18 protein-coding genes and 2 pseudogenes are annotated in these 16,346 nt (G+C 31.6%); 8 read left to right on the top strand and 12 right to left on the bottom strand.

From position 1 onward, the window contains the following. Nucleotides 1-77 precede the first annotated feature (77 nt). A complete protein-coding gene (locus tag COI44_RS08275; RefSeq protein ID WP_025568372.1) occupies nucleotides 78-278 on the top strand; it encodes a cold-shock protein in 201 nt (66 codons plus the stop codon). 214 nt (nucleotides 279-492) lie between these two features. Here the strand turns inward: COI44_RS08275 and COI44_RS08270 are convergent. Next, nucleotides 493-789: pseudogene (locus COI44_RS08270) on the bottom strand (helix-turn-helix domain-containing protein); the annotation flags it as partial. 279 nt (nucleotides 790-1,068) lie between these two features. Here COI44_RS08270 and COI44_RS08265 point away from each other — a divergent pair. Then, the gene (locus COI44_RS08265) at nucleotides 1,069-1,281 is read left to right on the top strand and encodes a hypothetical protein (RefSeq protein WP_098427507.1); all 213 of its coding nucleotides are present in this window, start codon (nucleotides 1,069-1,071) and stop codon (nucleotides 1,279-1,281) included. Between the two features lie 240 nt (nucleotides 1,282-1,521). Here COI44_RS08265 and COI44_RS08260 read toward each other — a convergent pair whose 3' ends face one another. Further along, the gene (locus COI44_RS08260; RefSeq protein ID WP_098427506.1) at nucleotides 1,522-1,989 is read right to left on the bottom strand and encodes a CarD family transcriptional regulator; all 468 of its coding nucleotides are present in this window, start codon (nucleotides 1,987-1,989) and stop codon (nucleotides 1,522-1,524) included. A 279-nt stretch (nucleotides 1,990-2,268) separates the two neighbouring features. On the opposite strand from COI44_RS08260, the gene COI44_RS08255 reads away from it, so the two are divergent. After that, a complete protein-coding gene (locus COI44_RS08255) occupies nucleotides 2,269-2,469 on the top strand; it encodes a cold-shock protein (protein ID WP_098427505.1) in 201 nt (66 codons plus the stop codon). A gap of 180 nt (nucleotides 2,470-2,649) precedes the next feature. On the opposite strand, the gene COI44_RS08250 is transcribed toward COI44_RS08255, so the two are convergent. The 3 genes from COI44_RS08250 to COI44_RS08240 form a co-directional block, all read right to left on the bottom strand. Continuing rightward, nucleotides 2,650-3,879, bottom strand: coding sequence for an MFS transporter (locus tag COI44_RS08250; RefSeq protein WP_098427504.1), 1,230 nt, complete (start codon nucleotides 3,877-3,879; stop codon nucleotides 2,650-2,652). A 131-nt stretch (nucleotides 3,880-4,010) separates the two neighbouring features. Then, the gene (locus COI44_RS08245; RefSeq protein WP_098427503.1) at nucleotides 4,011-4,391 is read right to left on the bottom strand and encodes a VOC family protein; all 381 of its coding nucleotides are present in this window, start codon (nucleotides 4,389-4,391) and stop codon (nucleotides 4,011-4,013) included. 84 nt (nucleotides 4,392-4,475) lie between these two features. After that, nucleotides 4,476-5,498 (bottom strand): ROK family transcriptional regulator, encoded by a 1,023-nt coding sequence (locus COI44_RS08240; protein ID WP_483295476.1) that lies wholly within the window; start codon nucleotides 5,496-5,498, stop codon nucleotides 4,476-4,478. A 430-nt stretch (nucleotides 5,499-5,928) separates the two neighbouring features. Between COI44_RS08240 and COI44_RS08235 the strand changes: the two genes are divergently transcribed. The 4 genes from COI44_RS08235 (at nucleotide 5,929) to dltD (ending at nucleotide 9,785) form a co-directional block, all read left to right on the top strand. Continuing rightward, entirely contained in the window at nucleotides 5,929-6,585 is a 657-nt protein-coding gene (locus tag COI44_RS08235; protein WP_098427501.1) for a phosphatase PAP2 family protein, read from the top strand. A 641-nt stretch (nucleotides 6,586-7,226) separates the two neighbouring features. Continuing rightward, nucleotides 7,227-7,382 carry a teichoic acid D-Ala incorporation-associated protein DltX gene (dltX, locus tag COI44_RS08230; RefSeq protein ID WP_082459304.1) on the top strand — a complete coding sequence of 52 codons (156 nt, stop codon included), beginning with the start codon at nucleotides 7,227-7,229 and terminating at the stop codon, nucleotides 7,380-7,382. Nucleotides 7,383-7,414: 32 nt separating this feature from the next. Continuing rightward, nucleotides 7,415-8,563 (top strand): D-alanyl-lipoteichoic acid biosynthesis protein DltB, encoded by a 1,149-nt coding sequence (gene dltB / locus COI44_RS08225; protein WP_098427500.1) that lies wholly within the window; start codon nucleotides 7,415-7,417, stop codon nucleotides 8,561-8,563. 34 nt (nucleotides 8,564-8,597) lie between these two features. Beyond that, nucleotides 8,598-9,785, top strand: a complete 1,188-nt coding sequence (gene dltD, locus COI44_RS08220) for a D-alanyl-lipoteichoic acid biosynthesis protein DltD (protein ID WP_098427499.1) — start codon at nucleotides 8,598-8,600, stop codon at nucleotides 9,783-9,785. Between the two features lie 134 nt (nucleotides 9,786-9,919). On the opposite strand, the gene dltC is transcribed toward dltD, so the two are convergent. Next, nucleotides 9,920-10,162, bottom strand: coding sequence for a D-alanine--poly(phosphoribitol) ligase subunit 2 (dltC, locus tag COI44_RS08215; RefSeq protein WP_098427498.1), 243 nt, complete (start codon nucleotides 10,160-10,162; stop codon nucleotides 9,920-9,922). 669 nt (nucleotides 10,163-10,831) lie between these two features. Here dltC and COI44_RS08210 point away from each other — a divergent pair. Next, on the top strand, nucleotides 10,832-11,287 hold the full coding sequence (locus COI44_RS08210; RefSeq protein WP_098427497.1) for an AbrB family transcriptional regulator: 456 nt from the start codon (nucleotides 10,832-10,834) through the stop codon (nucleotides 11,285-11,287). A gap of 278 nt (nucleotides 11,288-11,565) precedes the next feature. Here the strand turns inward: COI44_RS08210 and COI44_RS08205 are convergent. The 6 genes and pseudogenes from COI44_RS08205 to COI44_RS08175 all read right to left on the bottom strand — a co-directional run. Further along, nucleotides 11,566-11,880: pseudogene (locus COI44_RS08205) on the bottom strand (DUF7674 family protein); the annotation flags it as partial. A 168-nt stretch (nucleotides 11,881-12,048) separates the two neighbouring features. Then, the gene (locus tag COI44_RS08200) at nucleotides 12,049-12,528 is read right to left on the bottom strand and encodes a PaaI family thioesterase (protein ID WP_098427495.1); all 480 of its coding nucleotides are present in this window, start codon (nucleotides 12,526-12,528) and stop codon (nucleotides 12,049-12,051) included. A gap of 312 nt (nucleotides 12,529-12,840) precedes the next feature. Then, a complete protein-coding gene (locus COI44_RS08195) occupies nucleotides 12,841-13,032 on the bottom strand; it encodes a hypothetical protein (RefSeq protein ID WP_098427494.1) in 192 nt (63 codons plus the stop codon). 293 nt (nucleotides 13,033-13,325) lie between these two features. Next, the gene (locus COI44_RS08190; RefSeq protein ID WP_286163827.1) at nucleotides 13,326-13,613 is read right to left on the bottom strand and encodes a DUF3784 domain-containing protein; all 288 of its coding nucleotides are present in this window, start codon (nucleotides 13,611-13,613) and stop codon (nucleotides 13,326-13,328) included. Nucleotides 13,614-13,819: 206 nt separating this feature from the next. Then, nucleotides 13,820-15,085, bottom strand: coding sequence for a group II intron reverse transcriptase/maturase (ltrA, locus tag COI44_RS08185; protein WP_098427493.1), 1,266 nt, complete (start codon nucleotides 15,083-15,085; stop codon nucleotides 13,820-13,822). Between the two features lie 775 nt (nucleotides 15,086-15,860). Continuing rightward, a partial coding sequence (locus COI44_RS08175) for a BclA C-terminal domain-containing protein (RefSeq protein WP_098427492.1) occupies nucleotides 15,861-16,346 on the bottom strand: 486 nt, incomplete at its 5' end.

Below are 16,346 nucleotides of genomic sequence, written 5' to 3'. Positions count from 1 at the left end.
ATAATTTGATTATCTTACATTAAATTGTTATTATATAAACATTAAATGTGTTTAAGCACATAAGGAGGAAACAAAAAATGGAACATGGTAAAGTAAAATGGTTTAATGCAGAAAAAGGTTTTGGATTCATCGAGCGTGAAAATGGTGATGATGTATTCGTTCACTTCTCAGCAATTCAATCTGAAGGATTCAAATCATTAGATGAAGGTCAAGCAGTTACATTTGATGTAGAACAAGGTCAACGCGGACCACAAGCTACTAACGTTAAAAAAGCATAATTAAAAAAGTTAAAAAGTCGGATTCTATTTATAGAATCTGACTTTTTTTTATCTAATAATAATAAAAACCCTCTATTCATTTAAGAATAGGGGGAAATTCAAACGTGGAGATCGGGTAAAGAAATGGTTTAAAGTGTTATAGCCTATAAAAAATGAATACATAAACATTCATTTTATACATTCATTAAGTTAATTTTTATTCACAATACAAGTGTGGTGCGTTATTCTGTTTTTTGAAGAATCGTGAATATAAATCTGCGAGGTTTTTCAGTGAGGATTGAAGAGCAATACTGTCAACTTCTTTGAGCCATACTAATTCTTTTTTCAACTTTGTTAATTCAGCAGAGCAAGAATTGTACGTTAATCCTTTGCCAGTTTCTTTGTTTGTGTCGTTCCATTGTCCTAAAAAGTGATTGAATACAAAACGACTACATCCAATCGTTTTGGCGATTAGAGTTTTCTGTTCATTAGTTGGATAGATACGGAATTTATATGCTTTATTGACTAGCATTGTTTTCACCTCACTTCATTGCTTGATTTTTAATCGTAGTTAGTAAGTAAAAACTTTTTAACCAGCAGGCAACAAAAAGCTTTTAGACATACGCACACCTAACCGACATTCATCTCCCACCTATTACTGGTGTTATCACACCTTCACGTAATTGAGGAAGGAGTCTTCTGTCGGAAAATGATAAAATAATCATCCTACAAATAATTTGTAATTTAATTGAATTTACAGGACAACACCTCTTCTGTGTCGAATTATATAATTTAGAAGGGAGATGTGAACATGAGTAAGGAAAATTTATTAAAGAACCTTCGACTTGCAACAAGAGGAAATTTCTTTATATTCGACATAAAAAATTCCTTGGAAAATGATACAAATATGATTGAAAAACTAGCTAAAGAACTAGAACTAGATGGATTAATCAAACTAAAAGAGTGCACACTGTTAGAAGATTCACTCTTTTTAAGCGGAATACTTAAATATGCATCCAAATAAATTGGATGCTTTTTTGTTGATGAACAAGTTGAATATGAAATAGATCCTCGATTTCAGTTATTCAATATATAATGGTTTAATTTTTAATTTAACAACATTATATTCAAAATGGAATTTAAAAGTAGGAACACTAGCATAGATTGAACGGGGCTAATGTCTTAAATAAGGGGTATCGTTTTATACACGATTTGAAAATTTGAAATTCTGTAATCTTTCTTTGTAAGTTGAAATAAAGATTTTTTACCCGAATAATAGTTCTTTGGCTTGACTTTCTGATAACCCTTTAACTAATTCAAGTTCGCTTATAAAAATTTTACTTGCGTTACCTAACATTTGTTTTTCACTTGAATTAAGAGATTTTTCTTTATCTATCCGCATTAAATCACGTACTACTTCTGCGCCTTCTTCAATATTACCTGTTTTCATTTTCTCAGTATTTAGCTTAAATCTTTGTTTGTATGATAGAGAACGATCAGATTCTCCATTATGAAAATTTATTAATATATTGTCGAGTGTATTTGAATCAACGACCATTCGAATTCTTGAATTACTCATTTTTGAAATTGGAATCATTACTTCCATCTTTTTAATTAGTAATCTTATAATAAAATACTGCTGTATTTCACCTTGTACTTCTTTTTCTTGAATGGAATCGATTACACCTGCTCCTTGCATTGGATAAAAGATGTTATCACCAACTTCAAACATTATCTACACCCCCATTTAATTATGAACCTATTAAGCATAACATTTATTATATTTTTGTCAAAATAAATATTTTACCAATAATAATTCAGTCATGTCAATAGGTAAATGAATTTTTTAGTTAGCGTTTTTATTTTAAAATTAATGACTAAGAATTAAGTAAAAATAGATCATAAAAAATATGTAATTTCACCAATATTTAGGTGAATTTGATTATCTTTGCATTTCATGTTAAGATTGATTTATTACAACGTGTGTAAAGCGCACTAGGAGGAAATAAAAATGGAACAAGGTAAAGTAAAATGGTTTAATGCAGAAAAAGGTTTTGGATTCATCGAGCGTGAAAATGGTGATGATGTGTTCGTTCACTTCTCAGCAATTCAAACTGACGGATTTAAATCATTAGATGAAGGTCAAGCAGTTACATTTGATGTAGAAAAAGGACAACGCGGACCACAAGCAACTAACGTTAAAAAAGCATAATTAAAAAAATTAAAAAGTCTGATTCTACTAGTAGAATCAGACTTTTTTTTTATCTAATAAAAATAAAAACCCCCTATTCATATGAGAATAGAGGGAAATTTAAACGTGGAGCTCAGGTAAAGAAATGGTTTAAAGTATTATAGCCTATAAAAAATGGATATACAAATTTTCATTAAACGGTCAATTAGGTACTTCCATATCCATCTCCAAATTATTTTGTTTCACAATCGGTTTCGCAGCTTTTGAAAGTAGCCCGGAGATCGTTACAGCAATAAGTACGAAAATTAAAGCACGAAGTAACCCTATATGTTCACCGATAATTCCTAAAAATGGTGGTCCTACTAGGAATGCTAGGTAACCAGCCGTTGATACTGCACTTACCCTTGCAGCTACTCTATGAGGATCGTCTCCTGCAGCGAACAGTCCAACTGGAAAACCAAATGCTGCTCCAAGTCCCCAAAAAACAATACCAATCGTTGCTACCTCGAAACTGTGGCTCATTATAACAATAATCAGTCCTACAACAGCCAAAATTGCTGATGCACGCAAAATGATAACTCGACCGAAACGGTCTAATATTTTATCACCTATTGCACGGCCAAAAGTCATTGAACCGACAAAAATGCCATATGCAATGGAGCCCATAGCTGGCGTAACATTGTAGCCATCAACCATAATAAGGGGTAGCCAGTCATTAGCAGAGCCTTCAACGAAAGCCATTCCAAGTACAATGATACCAATCATTACTGTACGTCGCTCTTTCCATACAGACATATATTCCTTGGTTCTGTTTACCTTAACAGCGTCACCAGCAAATTCTTTACCTGAGTTGGCAGGTATGAAACGGTATAAATATAAAACAGTCACAACGATAACTAAGGATGTCAGTGACAAGTGAATAGGTACAGAGATTCCTGACTTAGTCATTGTCGAACCAACTAATGCTCCAAGAAGCGTACCCAAACTGAACGTAGCATGAAAACCGGTTAAGAGAGACTTTTTAGCAGCTTTCTCAACTGCGGTTCCTTCAACATTCATCGCTACATCGCATATTCCTTGGCCGAAACCAAAAATGACAAGCCCTAAAAATACCATAATATTATTTGTTAGCCATGAACCACTGATTCCAACTATTAAAAGTCCAATAGAAACTACAGAAAGCCCAAAAACCATGACAAATCGTCCGCCTCTTTGAGCAATAAGCATACTGGCACTTGTCAATCCGATTATCGATCCTACGGAAAGCCCAAATATGATTACACCCATCTCTGCTGTTGTTGAACCAAGAGCATCCCTAATTGCAGGCGTGCGAGATACCCATGATGCGAATGCAAATCCGGTCAGTGCAAAAATGAAATAAATGGCGACCCGCCATAATTTAATTTGGCGACTATTTAAAGAAATATCCATACTTAACCTCCTAGTTATAGTGTTACAAAACTTTTTAAACGCATTTAAAAAGTGTGAAAAAAGCAAACTTATTTAACTTATTTAAAAAGTGCAAAATCAAATACTTATTTAACACCTTTAATAAGTATAAGTTAAACAGTCAACTCGATAAGATTTCCTTCAGGATCTTTTATAACACTCTCATAGTACCCATCACCAGTCATACGAGGACCATTAATAAGAGGATAACCGCTATTTTTAAATTTGGCACTCATCTGATTGACGGCATCTTCACTTCCCAAGGAGATTGCAATATGAGCCCAACCAATTTGATCATCGGTATTCGTATTAACAATCCCCTCTTTACGCATAATCTCTAACCGTGCGCCAGATTCAAAAGTAAGAAAATAAGATTCAAATTTCTTTTCGCTATTATAATATTTATTGTTTGACTTACAATTAAAAAAAGTTTCGTAAAACTCCTTCATACCTTCCAAATCCTTAACCCATATAGCAACATGTTCAACTTTCATTTATTTTTACTCCTCGATATTATTTTATCTAATTTTCAAGTATTAAATGAGACTCACCACCTTATATAACTACCTTTTAAATATTCAATCGATCATAAGTTTAAGACAAAGACTTTGTAATCCAAATAAATAATCTTGTTTCCAATCACTCGTTGTAAGCACTGGAAGATGTTCGGATGGAATATAATTTGAACTAGCAATCCTAATTTTTTCTAGTATTACGTTTTCAACTTCATTCTTACAAAAAATGATGATATGAGGGTTAATGATGGCTACAAATGAGGCAACTAATCTGCTGATTGCATCAATTTCATAGTCCTCACTTATTTTTAGGTTTTTAAGTCCTCTTCTATTTTCTAATGCCTGCCCAAAATTTCTTTTATCATATTGAGGTACAAATGAAACCTCACCTGAGAAGAATGTACTTCCTCTTACCACATCACCGTTTACCATAATTCCCGCACCCGGACCGTTTTGACCTGAATACAAATAAACAAGGGATTGTTTATCTTTTAATCCTCTATTATTGTGAAACCCTAAAACAGCTGCATTCATATCGTTCTCTACTATGACAGGAATCGAAAAATTTTCTTCATAATATTCTTTTAAATTAATGTTTTGAAACTGTTCGTATCCTGGAATATAAATGATTTTTCCATTATCAACCGCCGCTGGAACTCCAATCGACATTGAACTGATTTTTGGATATTTAGTTATGATATTTTCAATAGTCATCGTTAAAAAGTGCAAACTATTATCTATTAATGCACTCGGCGCTTTGCCTTGTTCTTTAATTTCACCAACACAATTTAAAATGATATAGTTCGTTTCAGTTCCCTCTAAAAATATTACTAAACCTAACATATGTTCAGGATTGTAAGAATATCTTTTTGCCCTTCTTCCGCCACTAGAATGGTCTAATCCGACTAAAAGAACTTCTCCTTTTTTTTCCATTTCTGTTAGAAACTTACTAATTGTCGGAAAACTAATTTCTAACCTTTGACTTAATTCAACTTTAGTTGCACTGCCTAATTTTAAGAGCGTTGTACGAATACCGCGAAGAACCATTTTCTTCATATTGCTTGGAGTTGCTAAAAATTCATTCACTAAATTCACCACCTTTAAAAACTTATTAAACATCTTTAATAAGTTAATGACCTTAATTTACCATATACTCTTTATTTAAACAATTGAAAATGAATTAAATAGAGATATTTAGATTTATTTTTTGAGTAGTACAAATCATACATTTTATTATTTTATTCTTTCTCATTATAGCAGGATACACATATGGAGCAGCATGGTTATTTTTAAATTTATTACTACTTGAAATACTTCGTCTCATACAACAATATAAGACATTTCCAAACAAACGTACCATTTAGACATTTATATATTTAAAATCAATGAAAAAGTAAAATTAAGACATATAAGTGAGACGGTATGGAAATGATAGTATCTTAACTCTAAAAGAATATGATTTAATTGTTTGCTAGTAAAATTCAATAACAACTTTGTAAATTTGAGGTATTTTTAAATGAATTTAAAGTATTCTTTGTCCATTGCTTTTTTAATAAGTCTTTTGTCACTTTTTGGTTTCGGACTCATGGCATTACTAGTGAGCAATCATAGTATATATCATTTTGATAGTACAGTTATTAACTTTATACAAGGACTTGAATCACCGGTCATAACATCTTTAATGAAAATAATAACTTTTTTAGGTTCAAGCGTATTTATTATTTTACTTTCTATTAGTATTCTATATTTTCTTTATAAAGTTTTAAATCACCGTTCTGAGTTAATATTATTTATTGCTGCTCTTATTGGCTCAAATATTCTATGTGTTTTATTAAAACTCTTTTTTCATAGGGCGAGACCTGATTTACACCGTTTAATTGAAATAAGTGGATATAGTTTTCCAAGTGGGCATGCAACTAACGCAATGACAGTTTATGGAATCTTAACATTTATATTGTGGAGAAATATTAGTACAAAATCTGGGCGTTCTCTTTTGATAATAACAAGTTTAATAATGATTCTTTTAATTGGCATAAGCAGAATTTATTTAGGTGTTCATTTTCCAAGCGATGTAATTGCTGGCTACTTTACTGGAGGATTTTGGATTAGTACTGCAATTTGGTATTATCAGCGTTATAAAGAAAAGCAATATGAACGAAAACAATGCGCTTGAAGGTTTTATTACTTATAGTAAAATAAGGAATTTTATATTTGTTCGGATTGATGAGAAAAGCCTTTCATTAAATAAACAAAAAAGAGAGAGTACCATTACTCTCTCTTTTTTGTTTGCTTAATATTATGATATTCCTTCAATCAGCAACAACTAATATTCGATTATATTTGTTTGGTGCTCGTCCAATATAAATTTACTCCTTTCAATTTTTCTAAATTCGTCTCTATGGGTATGCCACTTACTATCACTATTTCCGAAACTAGAAGTAACTACAAGTATTTTTGGTTGCTGCATTATTTTTAATGATCCACCCTTCTTTTTGTTACACAATTTATAAAGCTTATTATGGGATCATTATATATTTCGTAAATTAAATTTCGCAGATTCTATTATGAATATTCACTTTAAATTTGATTAAAACAATTTAATTTTTAAACACTTATACATATCAAAAAAATGCCTGAAAATAAACAATAATGAATTTTACAGCCAATCATTAAATTATAGTGAAATTGATTAAAAAAAATTAATCTTTTTTGCTTTTTTACTGTGCTATTATATAGCAATGCTATACATTTCACGTACTCATAAACAAATTAAACATTCAATTTTAAACTTAGAAATTAAAGGGAGAATTAACTATGAAAGAAAAGAAAACAAATCTAGTTTATAAAAATGCAATGATTTTTCAATGGTTTTTAAAAACTAGTTATTATTTGATGATCATCATATTGCTAATCTATTTTTACATTTGTAATTCCTCTGGCTCATCTACATTTATTTATAATGAATTTTAATTTTATTAACTAATATTTATAGAGGTATTCAAATGACACCATACGCAAATTTACTATATTTTTTATTATTGATGTTATTATTCTTACCAATTGTTATTTATGGGTTAAGAGGAAAAAAGATAACATTTTACAACACGCTTGTTGGCTGGACACTTATTTTACTTATTTTTAAAGACGATATAAAACAGTTGTTATTTTTTATATGTTTTACTATTTTCCAATCAGTATTGGTCATTAACTATAGAAAATATCGTGAGAAATACAATAATCCTCGTGTTTTTTATTTTTTAATAGTATTAACGTTATTTCCGTTAGTTTTAACTAAGGTTCAGCCACTTTTTATTCCAAATTCAATAATTGGATTTTTGGGTATTTCCTATGTAACTTTCAAATCAATCCAATTACTAATCGAAATAAGGGATGGATTAATCAAATCGTTAACAGTATTTGAGTTTCTACAGTTCTTTTTATTCTTCCCAACTTTTACGTCTGGTCCGATTGATCGATATCGTAGATTTGAGAAGGATTTCAAGAATAGCTTTGAAGCTGAAGAATATAAGAAGTTTTTATTTAATGGTATCAACTTAATTTTTAGAGGGTTTCTTTATAAGTATATTATTGCTCATGCTATCAATTTGTATATTATTTCAAATGTCTACTTACATGAAGACCTATTTGTCTTAAAGCTTCTATACATGTATGCATATAGTTTTTACTTGTTCTTTGATTTTGCAGGGTATAGTGCTTTTGCAGTCGGAATTAGCTTTTTATTAGGTGTTCAAACGCCACAGAACTTTAATAAACCATTTTTAAGTAGAAATATTAAAGATTTTTGGAATCGTTGGCATATGACATTGTCATTTTGGTTTAGAGATTATGTTTATATGAGGCTAGTTTTTTTCTTACAAAAAAAGAAATTAATAAAAAATCGATATGTCATTTCGTATATATCTTACTTTACCTTATTTTTTTTAATGGGTCTTTGGCATGGATTAGCGTTGCATTTCATTGTTTATGGTATTTACCATGCTATTTTAATTATTTGTTACGATCTATTTGAAAGGAAAAATAAAGAAAAGAAATTAATTCCTCGAACAAAATTTACTGATATACTTTCAATAATTATTACATTTCACTTTATTTGTTTTGGCTTTTTAATTTTTTCAGGAACATTATTCTAAAACAAATAATTAGACATCAAATGAGGGATTAGATATGAAAAAAACTACTTTCGGTCCAATGTTTTTGGCTGTTATAGTTGTTATATTAATAATTACCATTCCAAATCAATGGTTAACGCCACTAGTTACAAATCGAACAGCTAAGCATCAATCTAGCTCACTTAGTCCTGCTATCTTCCAAGGTATTACAGTACAAAGACAAGTTATGAAAGATCCTACCATTATACCAATCTATGGTTCGTCTGAACTTTCAAGATTTGATCAGTTTCATCCTTCAAATTATTTTAAGGCATATGATCCAAAATATACACCTTTCCTAATAGGAAGAGGAGGAACTCAATCTTTAATACATTTCCTTAGTTTATCTGTTAACTATTCAAGTTTAAAGGGGAAACAGATAATTTTTATAATTTCACCACAATGGTTTAATAAAAGAGGATTAGATGAACAACGTTTTGACCCAAATTTTTCGAAGTTACAAGCAATTGAATTTGCAAAAAATAATAAAATCCCTACGGATATAAAAAAAAGAGCAATTAATCGATTACTTGATTATTCAATAGTTAGAAATGATAAAATGCTTACGACTTTGATGAGGCAAGCACTTGGAATGAAAACAGAAAAACTGACTAATAAACTAATTACTAATAATTTAGTCAATCCTTATTTATCAATTATAAATAAACAAGATGTACTTACATCAAAATTTAATTTTATCAGTAATCTTAAAATAAATAATTACGAAACTTCAAAAAATAAATCATTTAAAGAGCTGATGGCAATTGCAGAAAAAGAAGGAAAGAAAACAGCAACCAATAATCCATTTTATATTAGAAACAGTATTTATACATTGCATTTTGCTAATAAAATTAAACAATTAAAAAACTCTAAGTCTACACTTTCCTATAAAGAATCACCTGAATATAAGGACCTACAACTGGAATTAGATTTATTAAAAAGTGCTGGCGCAAAACCACTTTTCATATCTATTCCAGTAAATGGGTACTTTTATGATTACATTGGTTTTAAAAAAGAAGAGCGTACTTTATATTATAAAAAAGTATCTAAAGAAATTCGTGATTCTGGATTTGAAGTTGAAGACTTATCGAACCATGAATATGATAAATATTTTTTCAGCGATTCGCTTCATTTAAGCTTAAAGGGTTGGGTTTATGTGGATCAAGCAATGGAATCTTTCTTGCACAGTAAAGAAAAAGTTTAGAATTAATCTCAAAACTTTGTGGTTAGCTGATTGAGAATGAATAAAATGTGTATATGAAATTAAGTATAGTCCAAAGAAAAAGCTTCCGAACACAAAATTTGAGTGTTCGGAAGCTTTTTCTAAAATTCATTATTTTAAGCGGCCATAGTTTCTAAAATTGATATAATTTTATTTGGTGTAGACCACTCATCGCGATCAAAATCAGAAATTGTTACATATATACCTAATTTATCTTCTATCTCAACTAGTAAGCTAACAGTTCCAAATGAATCTAACAAACCTTCTTCAAATAAAAGTACTTCCGGATTTTCTACTATTTCTTCTGTATTACATAAATCAGTCAAAATAGCTAATACTTGTGCTCGAATATTTTTCATTATATTATCCTCTTTTGTTATATTTTCTAATAATTTTCTACTTGAGTTGATCAATATTTATAACCTGGGCAATTTCATCCGTCGTATTTTTATATGCAACTGTATAAGGTGGTTAACTGCCCAATTATTAATCGTGTCTATTACATTTTTCATACAATCACACCCTATTTATTGGATAAAATTAAAACCGAATTTAAAGATTAAATCCACTCCCCTTTTTTCTTAGCCCTATAAAATAGAATTATAGAGGAGATGCCTTAAAGAAAAATAAAAATAAATTTAAACTTAAATGAAAATAATTTGATACTAAATTAAAGTTTCTTAATATGAATTAGCATGAATTAAAGAACTGTTACTTTTAATAATTTGAATTTTTTAGAGGTGAACGACAATACATTGTCAAAAAACAGATAAACTTTAACCTGATAATAAATATAGAAAGATTATTGGAGAAGAGCATCAAGTATAAGTAATTTTTAATAAAAAAAACAGGGAATTTTAATATTGGATAACGTTGTTTATGATAGAGTTCTACTTAGTTAAGATTTTTACGGCGGTTAGACAACATCGGGTATTTATTCAAATGAATTTGCAAAAGCAGAAATACCGGTGTACAAGCTTGATTTCCTTAAGAAAATAACTAAAGGATGAAAGGAATGAAAGAAGGTTATGAAAGATCGACGCTGGATAGGAATATTGACAATTTGGGTTGGTATTATAGCAGGTACATTACTTATCGGCACTTTGCTGGAGGGTCAGGGGTTTCCTTCGCCCCATTTATTTGCTGCACTTCTTGTTGGGATAATAGTGGCGTTCACTCCATTTAATCGTTTTAGTAACATAATTCCATCCGGTGTATTTACAGTAGCTCAAGCGATTACAGGTGTACTTTTAGGTACTTACTTTAACCCATCTTCAATTGCCTCTCTTGAAAATGCCTGGCCGATCGTACTTATTGTAACAGGAGCCACTTTAGTGCTAAGTGTCATAACTGGACTTGTTTTTGCTCGTGTGACCAACACTGATTTAGCAACTTCTACCCTGGGGATGATTGCAGGTGGTTCGGCAGGAGTCATAGCTACGAGTGATGACGGAATTAGCAAAATACTTAAAGAACCTAAATAAAAGAGTCTGTTGATAAAATGTGTTGAGACATAAGGGTTCCGTTTTGAAGTGCTCTTCAGATATTTAAAACCATAATTACAAACGTTTTGACATAGCAATTTGCATATGAAAATGAAGAAAATTCGCTACAATATTGGCGAGTTTTCTTCATTTTGCAATCTTTATCTGTAATTTGAGTAAAATCAATTCGGCAGTTATTTCAATATCCTTCATATTACCAAAAATAACACTACTAAACATAATAATAATCAACATTTTCATTAAATTTGTTTAAGAAATTATTTTTTTGGACCACCAACATAATCAGTGTATCCATTCCAAAAATCTTCTAAGTCATTCCACCACTTTAAAGACACAGTATGTAAATACTTCTTCATACCATTTGGGTTTGGGTTTATACCAAGATTTTGAAAGTCTTCCAATAACCCGATTGTTGCTGCTTCTTGCACGTATTCGTCTCTGTCTGTATGTAATCGTTCGATAACATCAAATACTCTAGCGAATTCTTTAAAATTTCCTTTAGAATACAAATCCGCCAAATGACGAGCAAAATCTGATAAATCATTATATAATAATTGATCTTCATTTTCCTCATAATTGTCTTTAAAGTAATCTTCCCATCTTTTTTATAAGAAGGACATGCATGGATTAATAAATTCATAACTTCATATTTCTTTATTTCTTTACACATTCAATCACCTACTTAAAATGGCTAAGAAATTTTCTCTTAGACTTGAAACGAAGTAGATACTTTAAAGGTTTTATTTTAAAAATGTGCTAGGCATTACAACAAGTACTACCTCTCCACGAGCACAAAGAATATCATTTGCGAATAATTCTGTATGAACTTTCCATTTTTTAGGATGGATTTCTTCAACAGTTCCGACTGCTTTTAGTGGAACATCTTGTGGGGTTGGTTTAAGATATTCCACATTGAGGGCAGCGGTTACAAATCTAGGTGGTACTGATCCATCTCCAATTTCGTTCCCATTCTTACGGTGTAAAGCAAGTGAGGCAGAACCTGTCCCATGACAATCAATTAACGAAGCTATTAATCCACCATAAATAAAACCTGGAATTCCCATGTACTTTGATTCCGGTGTAAAGATCGTAACAGTTTTATCACCTTGCCAACCAGTGCGAAGATGATGACCATCTTTATTTAATCGACCACATCCATAACACCAAGCGAAATCATCTGGGTAGATATCTTGAATTGCTTTTTCAATTACGTCTTCCATCATTCATCCTCCTTAATAACTTTTTAAATAAAACCATCATACATATGAGCAATCGTTCGGCCATATTGTACTTTAAATATATACAAGGTTTTTCTAATCCACAATAGTTTCCTGATAATTCCGTTAATATTACCTATACTTTATAAAAGTAAAATATGTTTTGTTTACAAGAAACGAACTTTCGATAATAAAAATTATGTATACAAACTAACTCTCCTTATTTCACTATCCTGTGCCATATAAAAAAACCGACTATACAGACTATCAGGTTATTCATCTAAAATATGCTATAGTTCAAAAAGAATAAATTTATTAACCAAATATTTTGTTAATTAACGGAATGATAATGCCGAATATTATTGGAAGAACTAAGAAACCAAAACTCAATGCAACTAATTTACCAACAGAGGATAGCCCTTTTATTTGTTCAACTTTTAATTTATCAATTTTTTCATTTATTTCTTTTAATTCTTTTAGAATCTCATTATTAAATTCATTAGACATTATTTTAAATCTCTTTACTAGATTTTTAGAACTAATTCGTAATTATGTATTCATTACGCTTATTCGACTATCCTGCTATTTAATAAATAGAGGATGATCGTCCTCTATCTGTTGTTAAACTAATGTATATTTCTATAATTTCAATAACATCTTGACAATTGTTCTTTGTAAAATGGGGGAATTACTCCTTTTTTCCTAGAAAATGTAATTCTTCTTATGTAACTAACCTGACATTTACTTCAATAAAAAATGAGCCACTCAGTGACTCATTTTGTTCAACTAGTCGAGTAGAATTAATCGATTAATTTTCTATTGATAAATAAGTACACCATTATTAATAAAATCAACATTATTATTATAAGAACCGTTACTTCATAAGGATAGTCGATAAAACTGTTAAAAATTATTAACAAGCTGAGAGGAAGAAAAAAAACTCCACCTACTACTTTACCTAACAAGGACTTATTTTTAATCATTTTCTCATTAAAACCAGCTAACAACCAAGTTTGTTTTTTTACAGCGACTAGGTAAGACACAAGTAAAAGTGCTATACCGATAATCAATAATCCATAATCTATCAACATATACATCTCCTCTAATCCTGTTCTCATTTTCCATAATATGTTAATTCTTGCTCTTAAATGATATTCCCTTCTCTAGGCATTAAACGAAGTTATAAAATTAATCCTTATTGAACTAATCTGCCATTTAGCACAAATCGAGTAGGAGGGGGCGGCTAGCCCCCGACCTCTCACACCACCGTACGTACGGTTCCGTATACGGCGGTTCAAATCAAGTTTTGACGCAAGAAAATATATCTTTGATATAGACTTTTGAGACCTTGGTTTTGCCAAAATCTGTTCCCTAGGCTTTTATTTAGAATATGACTTTGTGAGATTCTCCAATAGCCTTTTCTTGTATTTCCCCATTCATAAGCTGTTTGTTTATTTATGCCAAGACTGATTAATTTCCTAATCCTCGTTCGAGGATTTTTCCATTGCTTCCAAACACACATTCTCAATCTTCTTCGAATCCACTTATCTATACGTTGTAATTCACCTGGTGAATCTGCTAACGCGTAATATCCACACCAACCAACCAGGTAAGTATTTAGCTTTTTAATTCGCTTAACCATTTGTATAGAGTTCTTTCTTGAGGTTAATTCTTTGATTTTCTGTTTTAATCTCAATAGACTCTGATTAGAGATTGTGATTTTAATATCCTTAAAATTTGTAAAACTAAAGCCTAAGAATTTTCTGTTCCATGGTTGGTCTACTGAAGACTTTTCCATATTTACCTTAAGCTTTAAGTTCTTTTCAATAAAGGAAACAATAGAGGACATTGTTCGTAATCCTGCCTTCTTTGATTTAACATAAATATTACAATCATCGGCGTATCTTACAAACTTACATTCTCTTCTTTCCAACTCTTTATCTAAATGGTCTAAAATAATATTTGAGAGTAGTGGACTTAATGGTCCTCCTTGTGGAGTACCTTCGGTACTTTCAGAAAATATTCCTCCAATCATGACTCCTGCACTCAGATAGCTCCGTATTAGTTTTAAGAGTTTCTTGTCTGGAATTCGCTTCGCTAAAATGCCCATCAACTTATCATGGTTAACCTTGTCAAAGAACTTTTCTAAATCAATATCTACTACCCACTCGAATCCTTCCTTTATATAACCTTTTGCTTTTCTCACTGCGTCATGTCCTCTTTTCTTTGGACGAAAACCGTAGCTATTCTCCGAGAAACTTGGGTCAAATATTGGTGTTAATACTTGGGTAATTGCTTGTTGGATGAATCGGTCTAACACGGTTGGTATTCCTAGTAATCTCATGCCACCGTTCGGTTTCGGGATTTCGACTCGACGGACTGGATGAGGTTGGTAGGTACCATTTTGAAGGGATTGTTTTAGTTCATCCCAGTGATTGACGATGTACGAACGCAGGTCTTTGGTCGACATATTGTCTACACCATGACTCACCTTATTCCTTTCAACTCTTTTCAGAGCGCTTAAAAGATTATCCCGTGTTAGGATCTTTTCAATCAACATTTTATATTTCCTTTCTACGTGAACACGATTGTCTATTTGTGCCTAATTCTACTCCACCCTCTTGAAGTCTCCCACGTATTCACCGTTTCTTCCTTCAAGTAAGTCTCTTGATAGAGATTGTCTGCTTCTTTATAGAATTCGAACGCTTAGTATCTGTTCTCCTTAATTTGTTCAGTCCTTCCCTTTTTCGTTCTCGAGTTTTAGAAAAGGTACTATGACGTCTGCTGACTTCAGACAGTTCAGTTATCTATCACTAGATAAGTTACCACATGAGTGTGGCGTTTCTGTCAGACCTCCCCAGGTAAGTGCATATTCTTTCTTTCCATGTACCTACTTTATTTACTCTGTAACATCTTTGGCAGTAAGGACTTTGTTTTGTTTAGCAAACTCATCCAATGTTACCTAGCCTTCTATGAAGTTCGTGTTCCTTAGGTCGGGAATTTGCCGCCGACTTCCTTCAGATTCCGCGTCGCCACGGACACCCTTGTCTTGAGCTAACCACTACTACTGCCTTCATGGCTCGGGACTTACACCCTATAGATTATGTACATGCTGGGCGCACTAAAAAAATCGACTTTTCAACCGATCATGTTGTTCAACATAAGCATGCGTTAGTCGAAGAAGAATTATATAATCTTGTTTCAATTTTTTAATTGATTGAATAAAAAATCTTTTTGCAACTTGAACGTAAAAAATCTCCTTCTACAGGAGATTTTTTATTTCGTATTATTAGTTAAAGAGTTAATGCTACATGAAAGTACTAATTTATTTGAAACTAATTTAATTTTTTTATGACAATAGAAGCGTTTACGTTCGCTTGGGTTCCTCCAATTACAGTTGCAAGTCCAACAGCTGCAGCAGAAGAATGATTTCTAAGAGTAAGCACATCAGCAGCTGCAAAAGCTATTATAGCTTGCCCGTTGTTTTGCTGAGTACCAGCACCTGAACCATAGATTGTACCTGCAACCGGCAAGCCATTTACAAATAGTGCAAATTGGTTCGATTCTGTACCTGATACGGAGAAAGTAACTTCGTAAATCCCCGGAGTAATAATTGCAATTTGAGACGTACTAGGGGTATGTGTAATTCCACTTGTCATTATTCCATTTGAATCAAAAATGACATCTGCCTCTACTGCAACCGTCTGAGGAGTTAGATTGAAGATGTATGCGAATTCTGATAAGCCACCTCCTGTTGCTCCTGCTGGACCTGTTGCTCCTACTGGGCCTGTCGCTCCTGCTAGACCTGTTGCTCCTGCTGG

It is taken from the genome of Bacillus sp. AFS088145 (assembly GCF_002564465.1).
Lineage (GTDB): Bacteria > Bacillota > Bacilli > Bacillales > Bacillaceae_G > Gottfriedia.
Note: the sequence above shows the minus strand (reverse complement) of the source record. Positions and strands in the feature narration are given on the sequence as shown.